The organism is Halalkalibacter lacteus (assembly GCF_036663595.1).
GTDB lineage: Bacteria > Bacillota > Bacilli > Bacillales > Bacillaceae_D > Halalkalibacter > Halalkalibacter lacteus.
Window position 1 is genome coordinate 1 of record NZ_JAWRVL010000027.1, and the last position, 13,955, is coordinate 13,955.

Here is a 13,955-nt window from a genome sequence, read left to right on the forward strand (position 1 = left end):
AGGTATTTACCTTTTTGGCTCTAAGCAGGATAAATGTGAAAACTGAAAATTCCGTCAATTTTTATGCAACACTAGTGAGCTAAAGGAGTTAAACATGAACATAACTAACATGTATCGAATATTCGAAACTAGCTTACTAGGTTTCTTAGGTGGCTACTTGTTTTATTTATTAGACTTACCACTCCCTTGGGTTTTAGGAGCAATGACATTTGTTATGCTCTGGAAAGGGTTTACAAAACGCGAATCCTACTGGCCTAAGACGATCAAAAATGGTGGGTTTATTGTACTCGGAACATACTTCGGGTTATATTTCACAGCCGAAACGTTCCTTATCGTTGGTCCTAATTTCCTTTCATACGTATTTCTAACAATCATCCTTATCATGATAAGCATTTTCATTAGCGCTACCGTTACGAACTGGATCAATGTTGATAAAATCACAAGTGTGTTCGGTTCAATCCCTGGTGGATTAACAGAAATGACCTTAGCGAGCGAAAACCTCAATGCGCAATCTTCATTAGTGGTCATTTTCCAAACTGTTCGGTTGTTAACAGTTCTATTTATCGTACCTTCTGCCATTGTTTACTTTTTTTCTGAGTCTTCAGGAAATATAGGTGGGATATCAGCATCAGAAAGCTTTATGTATGGAGGGTGGAATTACTTATGGTTTATTCTTCCTATTATAGCAGGAATTCTGTTGCAAGATAAAATCCCTGCTGGTTTAGTTATTGGACCACTTGTAATAACTGCTATTTTAAGTATAAGTTCTGCAGACTTAGGTAGCATTCCACATTTTTTGCTCATCACCGGTCAAATTTCGGTAGGGGTCGGCCTTGGGAAGAACATATCATTCGCAGATTTGAAAAAAGGCGGAAAATACTGTCTTGTTTATTTTGCTATCGCGCTCATCCTTATCATTGTATCATTTGGCTTCGGGACATTATTAGCAAACTTCACAACCATAAATCTTGCTACTGCTATTTTAAGTGTTGCTCCAGGAGGGTTGATTGAAATGGTGCTAACAGCCTCCATGGTCGGTGCAGACCCCGCCATTGTCAGTGCACTCCAACTAACACGTATCTTATTAATTGTGATTTTCGTTCCACCATTTTTAAAATGGTATTTCAGAAAAAAAGTAGAACAAACGGCAGCATAATTAAAGAGAGAGTCGATTTCAAAGTTTTGAAACTTTGGAAATTGACTCTTTTTGCTTATAGCTATCTAAAATAAAAGTCTCAAAAGTAATTCTTATAAAACAAATACATATATTCCCCGTATCCTTCTCGCTTTAAATCCTTCTTATTGATAAATCGTAGTGAAGCAGAATTAATGCAATAACGGCGCCTCCCTCTATTTTTCGGTCCATCTTCAAACACGTGGCCTAAATAAGAATTCCTTATTTTATTTCGAAGTTCACTTCTTAACATACCATGACTCTTATCCAGCTTTTCTTTAATTTGATAGTGCATAATTGGCTGTGAAAAAGTCGACCAGCCACAGTCTGAATCAAACTTATCAAGCGAAGTAAACAAAGGTTCACCCGAAACTATATCAACGTAGACCCCTTCCTCAACTCTAGGTAATTCAACAAATGGAGGAACCATGAATCAGAAATGACACCTCCAAACGTAGCTAGTTCGTACATTTACCTCACACTCTCCCCTTTACCATTTTAGTAAATTAAGTGTTTCGAGTATCCGTATCTGATCGGATTTAGAAAGACCCCATGTTTCAATTTCCGTCTTTAAATCAGATAACGTACCGAATTCACGAACAAATCCATTTAAGCGTGCAATCAATGTTGAATGTACAAATTGGTCGTGTGTCGTAAATAATTCTCTTACTGCTTCATAGGCTGTTTTATATCGTTTTAAATAATATTTTTGATGCTTCTCCTCCGCGAGAAAAAATTGAGTAAAAGACTTTATCTCAGTTGGAATAACCTCACCTCGAATCTTCTCCCACTTTCTTTTTATTTGCAATGCTTCATTTTTCTGTATTTCATTGTGATATAACAGAAGCGACATGTATTGTCTTCCTCCATAACCGCGTCTTCTTGATGGATGATGATTTTCCCAAAATACCTCCATTATTTGTTCGAAACAAATGAGAGTCGGATCAAAATCTATTTCAATCGTTTCTGTATGGTCACCCATTTGTCGATATGTAGGATTTTCTATTGTTCCCCCTGCATAGCCAACACGTGTACGAATTACACCTGATAAATGCCCGAACCGAGCATCAGGTCCCCAAAATCAGCCCATTCCAAACGTAGCTGTTTCCAAATTTTTAACCTGGCGCGAAAACCTCTCAATACTCACTTTTATCGCCTCCATTATTATTATTCAAGATATTTTGATCGTCCATGCATGTATTTTGACTGATGTTATCATAATGAATAGGATAACAAATTTCCACTTTATATTGTAAGTAGGTGAAAAAATGTACTTCGGTAGTCATGTAAGTATTCGTAATGGATACCATCAAGCAGCGAAAACTGCCTATAATTTAGGTGCGACAGCGTTTCAGTTTTTTCCGAAAAATCCAAGAAGCCTTACCGTAAAAGATTTTGATAAAGAAGATGCCTCAAGTTGTGCATCATTTTGTTCGGTGCATAGCATCCTATCCATTTTCCATACCCCTTATCCGACAAAGCTAATCCCAGATAACAGGGAAATAGAAACACAAATTATTCGATCGCTTGTAAACGATCTTGAAATTGCAGAAGCTTGCGGATCAGTTGGTGTAGTCGTTCATTTTGGGACAACAAAGAAGCTGGATTCAATAGCTGGATATACAAAAATGATCGATATGCTTAACAACGTCTTATCGCAGTGGGATGGCAATGCGCAATTACTAATTGAAAACAATGCGGGGACAGGGTCAGATATGGGAATTACCCTAGAAGAAATGGTTCACGTTCGCAAGCTTACTGATTATCCAGAGAAAATAGGATTCTGCCTCGATACATGCCATGCATATGCAAGTGGTATATGGAATGGTGAAAACTGGTCGGAATTAGAATTGAAAGGGATCGAACTTGACTATTTTCCTCATCTTAAGGCGATTCATTTTAATAATTCCAAGTATCCCTCTGGTTCAAGAAAAGATCGTCATGCTAATCTTCTATCTGGACAAATCACCGAAGACCAACTTAAGCAACTTCTTAACTCAAACATATTATCAACGATTCCTTTTGTTTTAGAAACACCCAAAAATGAGGGAATCTCACATCAAGAAGAGATTGAATGGTTAAAACAAAGGGCTAAATAACCGATTATTCGACGTGTGTTGTAGTACAATATTTTGCAGAATTATTCAAATTTTATTATAAAACAGCATTGCATTATTACAACTGTTATAATACAATACAAATAACAAAACATTGGAGGGATTAATCATGACACCTACACCTGAATATTTCAGAAATATCGATCCGAAAATATGTACAGATTGTGGAAAGAGTATGGAGGAAATGCATGAATCATACTTGAATCAATGTGATAAATGTTTGCGGTTAATTGATCACGACTAGATCCCTCCTGACTATTATAAAACGGATAAAATAAAGAAAGACTGACATTTCAGTCAGTCTTTCTTTATTTTATCCGTTTTCTTTATGGTTCACTGTGATTCAATACTTAATTTACTTTGTTAGCTCGTACAGTCGTTAGATTTGCTCGAAGAACAGAAAAAATATTTACGAATAAACATCCTGCAGCAAATAAAGCTAATAAGATAAATCCAAAACTATAACTCCCAGTTGCTTCTTTTATTACACCCATAACAAGTGGAGGAAAAAATCCACCAATCCCACCAATTGCACTAATAATACCTGTAACAGCTCCTGTATTATTAGGAGAAACTTCTGGCACAAGTTTAAATACAGCTCCATTTCCTGCACCTAGTAACAGTCCCATTGTAAGACAAGTAATACTAAACAAAGGAAAGTTCTCTAAAGTAAAAGACATTATTAATGCACTTAGAATGATTCCTGTAAACAAAAAGGCGATCACTTGGTTAGCACCGATTTTATCAGCCAGATAACCACCGAATGGTCTAATTAAAGTAGCAGCAACGACGAATATTGCCACATTAAATCCTGCATTAACAGGTGAAAAGTTAAACGTTTCTTGTAATAAAGTAGGTAAATAAAAACCAAATGCAACAAATCCACCAAAAGTCAAAAAGTAATATAAAGATAAAACCCAAGTAGCTCTATACTTTGTTACTGACAAAGCCTCTTTTAGAGTTTTTACCTCTTTAGGCTTAGGTAATTCTTTCGTCCCTAGCCAAAAAATCAAAGTCATAATGCCAAGCGCAATTGCTAGCCCCCAAAACGCCCAATGTAATCCAAATAAATTCACTATTGAAGGAACGGTAAAAGAAGCAACTGCAGTCCCTAAATTACCAATACCGATAATACCTAAAACTAGTCCTTGTTTATCAGCTGGATACCACTTTGTGACATAGGTTATGGCAATCGTAAATGTCGTACCAGCCATACCGATTAGAAAGGCCCAAAATAGCAAGGCACCAAATGAGTTTGCAAACCCTGCTGCAATCATTGGGAAAATACTAAAAAGCATCGTCAATGTATATACTTTTCTGGCGCCGTACTTATCAGCGATAATCCCAATAGGAATACGCATGACAGAACCTAATAAAATGGGAATGACAATGATTAAGCTTCTTTGAGTCTCACTTAGTTGATACTGCTCTTGTAAAGTAGAAGCGATTGGGGAAAAGACGGACCAAACCGCAAAAGAAATAATCATCGCTAATGTTGACAATAATAATGCCGATGTTTGACCACGGGATTTCATTTGTAAACCTCCTCTAGTTGCTTAATATTCGTATTATATAGAAAGATCTTTCTCGATTTAGTTCTCTTGTCGTTTGATAATTTTTATTGCTAACAACAAGAGCATTATTTTTTCAAGACTCTCTTGAGTACAAATTAAATTTTAGATGCAATGTTCAAAACAATCTATAACCTTGTCAGATATTTTGACAAAGTAAATACCAATGGTATTTTTTTGAAAATTAAATTTATTTTCTGGATCCCGAGCTTTCTCTAGTGTTTTACTAACAATTATTAAGGGGTAATTTTAATATATGTTTATCTATGTTACATTTCCTAACTAAAACTCTTACATTTTATTTAGATCTATTATTAACTCTAATTAACAGAGACCATCATTAGGAGGAGTTCTTTTTGAAAAATTCAACATTAAAAAATCTAGGAATCTTTACTTTATTTACTCTTACTTCATCTGTACTTTTTCAATAAATTCATAAACACACTTCAAACATTTTTCTATTTCGCAAATGTCCATAAATAAAAATAGCTGTTAAGGTATCACCTTAACAGCTACATTCTCTTATAGAAATTGTTCAAAGTTGAATTTTGAACAATTTCTTATATAGTACATATTTCAACTGGACAATCGCCGCATTGTAAAAAATCCTTTAAAAACTGAATATCATGGATCACAATATTGTTATTTTCATAGAAAATAATGTTTTCCTTTTTCAACTCATTCATCAATCGATTCACGCCTTCACGAGTTGTACCAATATAATTAGCAATCTCAACATTTGTAAGGTTGACGTTGATAAGAATTCCGTTCTCATGCTGCACGCCATAGGAATTGCTAAAGCGAATGAGAGTTGAGTATAGCCCGCCTTTTTTACCACATAAAATAAGATCGCGAAATTTTGATTGTGTTGATTGGTTTTGGATGGCAGACCACTTCATAAAAGCAACAGCCAGTTCCCCATTCTCTTTAAATAATTCCTCTAATGCCGTTCGTTCATAACGAATTAATTGCGCCTCTTCTTCAAGAGTTGCTGTAACCGTAACAGATAACTCATTAAACAATCCTGTTTCTCCAGCTAATTCATCTTTTTGCAGAAGACTCACAGAAAATTCTTTTCCATCTGAAGTCAACTTACTTAACCGAATCAGTCCAGATAAAATTAGATAAATATACTTAGGGGCATCTCCTTCGGAAAAAAGAACAGAACCAGATTGTACAGTAATTTCCGTTCCTTTAGTGAGCATTAATTGTTTATTCACAGGACTTAATTGTTCAAAGAAACGGACCATTTTTTGTTCTTTTCTTTCCAATATAAACACCCTCACTTTCATTCCTTTATCTTAATAATCGTATCACCTATAGAATAAGAAGTAAATTGAGTATTGATCATCCAATAAATAAAATAGGAAAATGCCTACAAATACAGTAGACATCCCCATTACTAATATTCAACCTTTCTCCACCTAAATAATGTAACTAATGCAAGAAGTGATGAAATCATAGCAATAATTGTATAACGAAAAACACGCTCAAACTCTAACCCTAAATACGCCTCAATTGTCCATTGCAACATTACCACATTCAGAGCCAGTGTTATAAAAATAATCGTCCAACAAATTTTTTTACCCATGGCGAATCTTCCTTCCGACGGCATATACCACTCCATTTTGAACTTCTATTTCGATTAATGGTAGTTCGCGTTGCGGAGGTCCAGCCAAAGGATGCCCATTATTTAAATCAAAGTACCCTTGATGACAAGGACAAAGCAATACTTCCTCCTCCTTTTCGTAAAATACCGGACACATTAAGTGAGTACATGCACTATTATAAGCTTTTAACTCCCCTGCTTTTGTATGAACGAGTAAAGCTGGGTCATTTTCAGTTGGATAGTTGAATGTGATAGAAGATCCTTTCGGTAAAGAATCTAGTTTTGCAATTTCTACTAGCTCTCGCTCATCTTCAAAGTCTCCTAAAAAGGCTTTCACAGAAAAAGGCAACGTAGCCAGACCAAGAGCTACAGACGCCCCTACTGCTGACTTTAAAAAGGCTCTTCTATTGAATTTCAAGTCGTCATAACGACTTATATTATCCGTTAAATTCACCATATCGCCTTTACTTTTATGTTTCGCTCGTTTGCATTTTTTGTCAGTCATTATTTACCTCCTTACTAATCTGAATAGACTCCGAAAAATTCAGGTACATACTTCCATTTATCTTGTTCACTTGGTTTCTTACCTTCGATTAAATTCATTTGAGTACGACGTCTCCGTAATGATTGCATCTCTTCAAAATCAATGAACCGGATCGCTTCACTCGGGCATACGGATGCACACATTGGAGCAATATCATATTTTGAACGGTCATAACACATGTCGCATTTATACATTTTGTTTTCTTCAAAATCAAATTTAGGAATTCCGAACGGACAGGCAAATGTACAGTTGCGACAGCCAATACACTTTTCGTCCATCGCAGATAATACAACCCCTTCTTCCGTAATTTGAATCGCATTCGCCGGACAGACCCTAGCACAAGCTGGATCCTTACACTGCATACACATCATTGGAAACGTCTGTCTGCTTTCTGTAAAATCAATGTAATCTACATAATTCCGTTCTTTTGCATCATGGTCACCACACTCTCGGCAGGCCGCTTGACAAGCACGGCAGCCGATACAGCGTTCAAATTCAAGGTACATAATTTTATCCATAAACTGTTCCCCCATTTAGCTTCTAATTTATATTTTTTCCAGTTTAACCGCAGCCACTTTAAATTCTGGCATTCTTGATACAGGGTCTAAAGCAGGATTGGTTAACAGATTCGCAGCAAGCTCCTTGCCCCAGTGATACGGAATAAATAGCGTATCTTTTCGTATAGCTTTCGTAATTCGTGCTTCAACGGTCATATTAGAACGGGGAGTCGTTACTAAAACCTTCTCTCCGTTAGAAATGTTATATTGACTTGCTAATTCAGGGTGAATCTCAATATATGGTAACGGACATTGTTGCATTAAGAAGTCAACACGTCTCGTTTGCGTTCCTGATAAATAATGAAAAACAACACGTCCGGTCGTTAAAATATGTGGGTAATCCTTAGATGGTGTTTCTCCAGGCTCCGCCCAATCGACAGCTGCTAAATTTGCTTTTCCATCTTCCGTTCCAAACTTATCTTTGAACATCGTTGGTGTACCGGGATGATCTTCTGACGGACACGGCCAGAAAACACCATCCTCTTTATCGATTCGCTCCCAAGTAATGCCATAATAATCTGCTTTGCCCCCTTTTGAAGCTAATCTCAATTCTTCAAAAATTTGTTTCGGGTTGTCGTATTGAAAATATCTTTCTTTCCCCATTCTCTTCGCGATATCACTCATGATTTGCCAATCCGTCTTCGATTCTCCTACTGGATCTGTTACTTTTCGTACTCGAATGACACGGCCCTCTAAATTCGTAGTTGTTCCTTCGTCCTCTGCCCATGTTGTCGTTGGAAGAATGACATCTGCAAATTCAGCAGTTTCAGATAAAAAGAAATCACTTACTACTAGAAAATCAAGTTTCTTTAATCCATCCCAAATATATTCTAAATTTGGTGCCGATACGGCTGGATTGCTGCACATTATGTGCATCGCACGAATGTTCTCGTTTTGAATTTCATGAAACATCTCGTATGCAGAGACTCCGGCCTTTGGCATTTCTTCTGGCTTTATTCCCCATACTCCTGCAACATATTTGACATGTTCTGGATTATCAATTTTCCGATAGCCAGGTAGAGCATCTGCTTTCTGCCCATGCTCCCTACCACCTTGACCATTTCCTTGTCCTGTAATCGTCGCTACACCAGACGCAAATTTCCCAATTTGACCTCTAAGTAATGCCATAGACGTATATAACGTTACATTGTCTACCCCTTTGTTTTGTTGTTCAATTCCTCGACAGAACGTCATAATGGAGCGAGGTGATTTACCATATATATGAGCAGCTTTAATAATTTTTTCTTTAGACACTCCTGTGATCGATTCTGTATATTCAGGTGTGAATTTCTTAACCATCGCTTTTAATTCTTCATAATTGTTACACTTTTCATTTACATACTCTTCATCAACATAGCCTTCTTCGACTAATAAATGCATAATGCCATTTGCTAACGCTGAATCAGATCCAGGCTTTAAGTCTAAGTGAACATCAGCAACTCGGGCTGTTGCCGTTTCCCTCGGATCGGCAACTATTAACTTTGCTCCTTTATCCTTCGCCTTCCATAACCACTGAATCATCGTTGGATGGCATTCAGCCGTATTTGAACCTGCCATAAATAAGCAATCTGTATGTTCGAATTCTGGTAATGGTAAACTTGAACCCCGGTCAATGCCAAGCGTTTTCATGAGCCCACCCGCAGCTGAAGACATACAGAACCTGCCATTATAATCTAAGAATCTCGTACCAATACCAACACGAGCGTATTTACCTACTAAGTAGCATTTTTCATTTGTCATGGACACTCCGCCGAATACACCTACTGCATCTTTCCCGTGCTCTTTTTGAAGTCTTTTAAAGTTTTTTTCAATTAAATCGTACGCTTCTTCCCAGCTTGACTCAACAAATTCCCCATTCTTTTTAATCAATGGCTTTAAGATTCGCTCTTTATGGTTGACAGTTTGATAGGCTGTTACACCTTTTGGACACATTTTCCCAAGTGTAACCGGCCAATCGTAACGTGGCTCAACTCCTACTACGTTCCCTGTTTTTTCATTTACTCGAATATGCATTCCACATTGCATGCCACAATAGCAGCAATGGGTTGTCACAAGTTTCTCACCTGGTTTGTGTAAATTTTTAACTCCATCTTTTACAAGAAATTCACTCATTTATTGGTCCTCCGTTTTCTCATAATAAGAATCTTCTCGCTTTTGTCCAAACCCTGGGATATGAATTCCGCTATTTGTTTGAATCGGGCCGTTTGGAGAAGGTAAAATAGATTGAATGTTTAATTGCTTCATTACACGAATTCTTCTTCGACAACTCGGACAATAGTCTGCGAGGTACGAGCCATCCTCTAACTGTAAGTTAAAGCTTTGTGCTTCAAGAATTTCTTTCACATCAGCAATTTGATCATCATTGCTGTAAGGTGCTTGACATGATTTACACTCTCTCGTGTCAACACCAACCACTTCTTGATAATTCATTGGCACAGCTGTAGTGAGCGGTCGTACCGGTAGGTGAAACAGTTTGCCAAATGGGAAAAAGACTAAGAAAATAACTACCGTGATTTGATGGACAAGAGCTAAATAGCTATGCATGAAGCCTCCTAAAAATTTATAAGAGACAGTAAGCAACAATCCTGTTACTGTAACCGTAAGTAGGACATATAAAGGAAACAAATCAAATTCTACACGCTGGGTAACCTTTACATCTTCGTTTTTAGAGCGTCTAATTAACGCCATCGTTACACCGATTAACACCATCATGGCTGTAAGGTTTAAACCGTTGTAAACTAATTCTGCAAATATTCCATGTGCAGCCATCTTAATAGTAGGAATTCCCATCACTACCATCTGATAGGTTTGGGGATCTACGAGTTTAAAATGCATCAAGCCAAACGTTAAACCAAATGTAATGGCAAACGAACCAATACAGCCCCAGGCAATGAGCCAATGCATAATCCCTCTATAAATTCCACGTTTGAAAATGAACTTTTGAAGAATGATGTTATCAATGAACGTTTTCATGATCGCTTTCCAGTTGCGATTCGCTCTTTTTTTCTTCTTCATATTACTGAAACTTCTTTTAAGCACTTGATGGCTTGCTGGTCGAACTGCCCATGCACACATCCGAATCGTCATTCCAATCGCAAAAACAAAGGATGCGATTAAGTAACCGAACAACATCTTATCGACATGAGAGAATTTTCCGGTACCAACCCACATGAAGAAAATTAAGACCATTACAATACCGAATGAATACATACTTGATTTTGAATAAAAGGATTTTTCAATCTGGCTCATTTTTCCACTCCTTACTAACTACTCTTAATTTGATACGTTCATTGTAAAATTTTTTCTCTATAATTAACTGTGACGTTCATCACATCTAATGAAAAATATGCTTTTTGGAACAACCTATAATAAAAAAACGAGATCTCTTTTAGTGACTAAAGAGGTATCTCGCTTAAGATTATATAAACTTAATAAACATGGTGGTCCTGTTCAAACTGTAAAACTCTTTGATAATCTTCATTGTTTCCAATACGGAAGAGAAAAGGAACAAGACCATCATTCTCTTGAAAACCTTCTACATTCATTACTTTAAATGTTACTTTTTCTAATATATTCATTGAACCTAGTTGTTCTTTTTCTACTAGTTCATTTGTTACATCTAAACAAGAACGATCATATACACCATGGTATAGATGTAAGTGGCCACTCCATTCAAGAGCAATGATTTGAGCATCTGTTTCATTTTTAATATCCAACATATTCGAGACGACATCTTTATTAAGGTATGGCATATCAGAAGTAACGATCCATAGTGATTCATTCTTTGCCAAAGAGAAAGCAGCATGCATGCCACTCATTGTTCCTGACCCTTTATAGTAATCTGTAATCACGCGGATAGAGTTACCAAGTAGAGGCAAATAAACATAAGGATCTTTCGTTACAAGAATAACCTCATTGCAAATTTTTTTCATTTCGACTACTTGTCTCTCAATTAATGTCTGTTCGCCTATTTTTAGTAAGCTAATTAATTGATCATTATCTATACTGTGATTTCCACTATCTAAAATTACCCCAGTTAATTGCATAGGTTTCACCCCCTTTTTCTTACACTATAAAACTAAGAAGGAACAAAAACTGTTAAGTCTGTCACAGTTGTATTTTTTATAAAAGTCCAAAAGTAATTCAAGTGTGATTTTTATCACATCTTCCTTTTCTTTTTTCATCTATAATAAAGTGAATCGTTTGTTAGGAGGAATTATTTATGTCACTAACGTTAGATCGTACCATTCAGCAAAACACATTTCACCTTTCAGAAAAAACACTATCAGCCTTAACGGATATTATGTATGAACAGCACGTTGACGCAGGAAAGTATTTATTTTGGGAGGGCGACACAGCCGATAAGCTATTTTATATAAAAGAAGGTCATATTAAGTTAACAAAAAGTACTTCTGACGGGAAAGAATATATTCTTAATATGTTTGATAATGGAGATTTATTTGGAGAATTAAGCAGTTTTATGTCAATTAACTATAGTTATAATGCGATGGCCATAACAGACTGTGTCATTGGGGTTATTCAACAGAAGGATTTAGAAGTTATCCTTTGGCAACACGGAGAAATCGCAGTAGAGTTCTTGAAATGGACTCAACTATTAAACCAAATCACACAGTCTAAATTACGAGATCTCACATTCCATGGAAAACTCGGTGCTCTCTCTTCTACGATTATTAGAATGGCAAATTCATATGGCGAACCTTTTGATAGGTACATTCGTATAACGAAAAAAGTAAAGAATGGAGAATTAGGCGAATATATTGGGGCAACAAGAGAAAGCGTGAATCGTATGCTAGCGGACTTGCGTACAAAAGGGATACTTGGTCAGGAAAATGGCTATATTCTAATCAATGATATACAAGCATTAAAAGACATTTGTCATTGTGAAGGTTGCCCTTTGGAAATTTGTAGAATGTAATAACAATCTAATCCTATCTACTTATACCTAAGCAGATAGGATTTTTTGCATTCATTTTTATAGAACTTGCATCCAAAGTGGGTTGAAACTAAGTTGCGGCTTCGCTTTTTGCTTAGAGATTGTTCAAAAAAGGGGAAAATCATCTCCTTTTTGAACAATCTTTTAATAGTTAAATGTGATGATCGTCACAGTAGTGATCATATTCTTTTTGTATCATAGTAATTAGTTAGTCTAAAGGAGTGAGCCAATTGTTAAATAAAAATGTGATAGCAGTAACTAGTGGGAAAGGTGGGGTTGGGAAATCAACGGTTGCTGTAAACCTTGCCTTAGCATTAGCAAACCTTGGAAAAAAAGTTGCTCTCATTGACCTTGATGTATACGGATTTAGTATTCCAAAAATCTTAAATATCACATCAAAGCCAAAAACGATTAATAATAAAATTATTCCCGTTGGGTATGAAAATATTACTGTGATGTCTATGGGTTTTCTAACAAATGGAAACGACCCGATTGTTTGGAGAGGACCAATGGCTGGAAAAATGGTCAATCACTTTTTTGATGAAGTCATTTGGGGAAAAATAGATTATTTCATCATTGACATGCCACCAGGAACTGGAGATATTGCTTTAGATTTGCATAACAAGCTTCCGCATTGTCAAGAAATCATCGTCACTACTCCTCATTCAAACGCTGTTCATGTTGCAGAACGTGCAGGAAGTATGGCTAAAGAAACAAAACATACAATATTAGGCGTTATTGAAAACATGTCTTATTTCACACCTCCATTTAGTACAGAACAGTACTATTTGTTTGGTAAAGATGGCGGCGAAACCCTTGCAGCGAATCTTAATACAGAATTATTAGCAAAAATTCCTATTGTTTGTTCACAAACGAATGAAGAGCCTTTCCTTTTAATCAGTGAGTCGGAAACACTAACAAATATCTATCAAACACTTGCAAATAAGCTAGTAGAAAAGCTTGACTTCGTTGAACAAGTGTAGACACAATATGGCCCTTTCTTCGAAGGGGCTTATTTTTTGACAACTTCATTGAAAAAAATTACCATATTTTACACTACATAAGGAAGTTCATTTTCAAACATACTAGAGTTAAAACATGAAAGAGGTGAAAAACATGGCAAGTAACAATTCAAACCAATTAGTAGTACCAGGTGTCCAACAAGCATTGGATCAAATGAAATATGAAATTGCATCAGAATTTGGTGTTCAACTCGGACCAGATACAACTTCTCGCGCAAATGGTTCTGTTGGCGGAGAGATTACGAAACGTCTTGTCCAAATGGCTGAACAACAAATGGGCGGATCTCAGTTCTAAACAAAATCTAAATAAAGCGCTTATATTTTGTAAGCGCTTTATTAATTTTCTGTTAATTATTTTATCGATTCTGCTAAAGTCCATTTACAATATTTATCAATTAAATTCAATT

Annotated in this window: 14 protein-coding genes and 2 pseudogenes; 6 read left to right on the plus strand and 10 right to left on the minus strand. The window is 36.3% G+C overall.

What is annotated here, in order from left to right; translation table 11 throughout:
• Positions 1 to 94 precede the first annotated feature (94 nt).
• Positions 95 to 1,156: an AbrB family transcriptional regulator gene (locus SAZ04_RS17010; protein WP_332697431.1), complete on the plus strand. Its 1,062-nt coding sequence runs from the start codon at positions 95 to 97 to the stop codon at positions 1,154 to 1,156.
• Positions 1,157 to 1,235: 79 nt separating this feature from the next.
• Here the strand turns inward: SAZ04_RS17010 and msrB are convergent.
• Positions 1,236 to 1,571: pseudogene (gene msrB, locus SAZ04_RS17015) on the minus strand (peptide-methionine (R)-S-oxide reductase MsrB); the annotation flags it as partial.
• Positions 1,572 to 1,664: 93 nt separating this feature from the next.
• Positions 1,665 to 2,243, minus strand: a pseudogene (locus SAZ04_RS17020) (peptide-methionine (S)-S-oxide reductase MsrA); the annotation flags it as partial.
• A gap of 199 nt (positions 2,244 to 2,442) precedes the next feature.
• Here SAZ04_RS17020 and SAZ04_RS17025 point away from each other — a divergent pair.
• Positions 2,443 to 3,273 carry a deoxyribonuclease IV gene (locus tag SAZ04_RS17025; protein WP_332697433.1) on the plus strand — a complete coding sequence of 277 codons (831 nt, stop codon included), beginning with the start codon at positions 2,443 to 2,445 and terminating at the stop codon, positions 3,271 to 3,273.
• 127 nt (positions 3,274 to 3,400) lie between these two features.
• The gene (gene yhfH / locus SAZ04_RS17030) at positions 3,401 to 3,535 is read left to right on the plus strand and encodes a protein YhfH (RefSeq protein WP_332697435.1); all 135 of its coding nucleotides are present in this window, start codon (positions 3,401 to 3,403) and stop codon (positions 3,533 to 3,535) included.
• 106 nt (positions 3,536 to 3,641) lie between these two features.
• Here yhfH and SAZ04_RS17035 read toward each other — a convergent pair whose 3' ends face one another.
• The 8 genes from SAZ04_RS17035 to SAZ04_RS17070 all read right to left on the minus strand — a co-directional run bounded on the left by SAZ04_RS17035 (position 3,642) and on the right by SAZ04_RS17070 (position 11,618).
• A complete protein-coding gene (locus SAZ04_RS17035) occupies positions 3,642 to 4,826 on the minus strand; it encodes an MFS transporter (protein ID WP_332697437.1) in 1,185 nt (394 codons plus the stop codon).
• A gap of 596 nt (positions 4,827 to 5,422) precedes the next feature.
• On the minus strand, positions 5,423 to 6,133 hold the full coding sequence (locus tag SAZ04_RS17040) for a Crp/Fnr family transcriptional regulator (protein ID WP_332697441.1): 711 nt from the start codon (positions 6,131 to 6,133) through the stop codon (positions 5,423 to 5,425).
• Positions 6,134 to 6,264: 131 nt separating this feature from the next.
• Positions 6,265 to 6,453, minus strand: coding sequence for a hypothetical protein (locus SAZ04_RS17045; RefSeq protein ID WP_332697443.1), 189 nt, complete (start codon positions 6,451 to 6,453; stop codon positions 6,265 to 6,267).
• Positions 6,446 to 6,976: a QcrA and Rieske domain-containing protein gene (locus SAZ04_RS17050; protein WP_332697445.1), complete on the minus strand. Its 531-nt coding sequence runs from the start codon at positions 6,974 to 6,976 to the stop codon at positions 6,446 to 6,448. Before SAZ04_RS17050 ends, SAZ04_RS17045 begins: the two co-directional genes overlap by 8 nt.
• Positions 6,977 to 6,990: 14 nt before the next feature.
• Entirely contained in the window at positions 6,991 to 7,533 is a 543-nt protein-coding gene (locus tag SAZ04_RS17055; protein WP_332697447.1) for a 4Fe-4S dicluster domain-containing protein, read from the minus strand.
• Between the two features lie 27 nt (positions 7,534 to 7,560).
• Entirely contained in the window at positions 7,561 to 9,684 is a 2,124-nt protein-coding gene (fdhF, locus tag SAZ04_RS17060) for a formate dehydrogenase subunit alpha (protein ID WP_332697448.1), read from the minus strand.
• Entirely contained in the window at positions 9,685 to 10,821 is a 1,137-nt protein-coding gene (locus SAZ04_RS17065) for an MFS transporter (RefSeq protein ID WP_332697450.1), read from the minus strand.
• A 179-nt stretch (positions 10,822 to 11,000) separates the two neighbouring features.
• Positions 11,001 to 11,618 (minus strand): molybdenum cofactor guanylyltransferase, encoded by a 618-nt coding sequence (locus tag SAZ04_RS17070; protein ID WP_332697452.1) that lies wholly within the window; start codon positions 11,616 to 11,618, stop codon positions 11,001 to 11,003.
• Positions 11,619 to 11,794: 176 nt separating this feature from the next.
• Here SAZ04_RS17070 and SAZ04_RS17075 point away from each other — a divergent pair, with 176 nt between their 5' ends.
• The 3 genes from SAZ04_RS17075 (at position 11,795) to SAZ04_RS17085 (ending at position 13,843) form a co-directional block, all read left to right on the plus strand.
• Entirely contained in the window at positions 11,795 to 12,508 is a 714-nt protein-coding gene (locus tag SAZ04_RS17075; protein ID WP_332697454.1) for a Crp/Fnr family transcriptional regulator, read from the plus strand.
• 248 nt (positions 12,509 to 12,756) lie between these two features.
• Positions 12,757 to 13,509 (plus strand): Mrp/NBP35 family ATP-binding protein, encoded by a 753-nt coding sequence (locus tag SAZ04_RS17080; RefSeq protein WP_332697456.1) that lies wholly within the window; start codon positions 12,757 to 12,759, stop codon positions 13,507 to 13,509.
• Positions 13,510 to 13,642: 133 nt separating this feature from the next.
• Complete coding sequence (locus SAZ04_RS17085; protein WP_332697458.1) at positions 13,643 to 13,843, plus strand: alpha/beta-type small acid-soluble spore protein; 201 nt, start codon at positions 13,643 to 13,645, stop codon at positions 13,841 to 13,843.
• Positions 13,844 to 13,955 lie beyond the last annotated feature (112 nt).

What these genes read in the sequence shown, in the direction of transcription:
- SAZ04_RS17010 (WP_332697431.1), top strand. Translation starts at nt 95, where the DNA reads ATGAACATAACTAACATGTATCGAATATTCGAAACTAGCTTACTAGGT.
- SAZ04_RS17025 (WP_332697433.1), top strand. Translation starts at nt 2,443, where the DNA reads ATGTACTTCGGTAGTCATGTAAGTATTCGTAATGGATACCATCAAGCA.
- yhfH (WP_332697435.1), top strand. Translation starts at nt 3,401, where the DNA reads ATGACACCTACACCTGAATATTTCAGAAATATCGATCCGAAAATATGT.
- SAZ04_RS17035 (WP_332697437.1), bottom strand. Translation starts at nt 4,826, where the DNA reads ATGAAATCCCGTGGTCAAACATCGGCATTATTATTGTCAACATTAGCG.
- SAZ04_RS17045 (WP_332697443.1), bottom strand. Translation starts at nt 6,453, where the DNA reads ATGGGTAAAAAAATTTGTTGGACGATTATTTTTATAACACTGGCTCTG.
- SAZ04_RS17050 (WP_332697445.1), bottom strand. Translation starts at nt 6,976, where the DNA reads ATGACTGACAAAAAATGCAAACGAGCGAAACATAAAAGTAAAGGCGAT.
- SAZ04_RS17055 (WP_332697447.1), bottom strand. Translation starts at nt 7,533, where the DNA reads ATGGATAAAATTATGTACCTTGAATTTGAACGCTGTATCGGCTGCCGT.
- fdhF (WP_332697448.1), bottom strand. Translation starts at nt 9,684, where the DNA reads ATGAGTGAATTTCTTGTAAAAGATGGAGTTAAAAATTTACACAAACCA.
- SAZ04_RS17065 (WP_332697450.1), bottom strand. Translation starts at nt 10,821, where the DNA reads ATGAGCCAGATTGAAAAATCCTTTTATTCAAAATCAAGTATGTATTCA.
- SAZ04_RS17070 (WP_332697452.1), bottom strand. Translation starts at nt 11,618, where the DNA reads ATGCAATTAACTGGGGTAATTTTAGATAGTGGAAATCACAGTATAGAT.
- SAZ04_RS17075 (WP_332697454.1), top strand. Translation starts at nt 11,795, where the DNA reads ATGTCACTAACGTTAGATCGTACCATTCAGCAAAACACATTTCACCTT.
- SAZ04_RS17085 (WP_332697458.1), top strand. Translation starts at nt 13,643, where the DNA reads ATGGCAAGTAACAATTCAAACCAATTAGTAGTACCAGGTGTCCAACAA.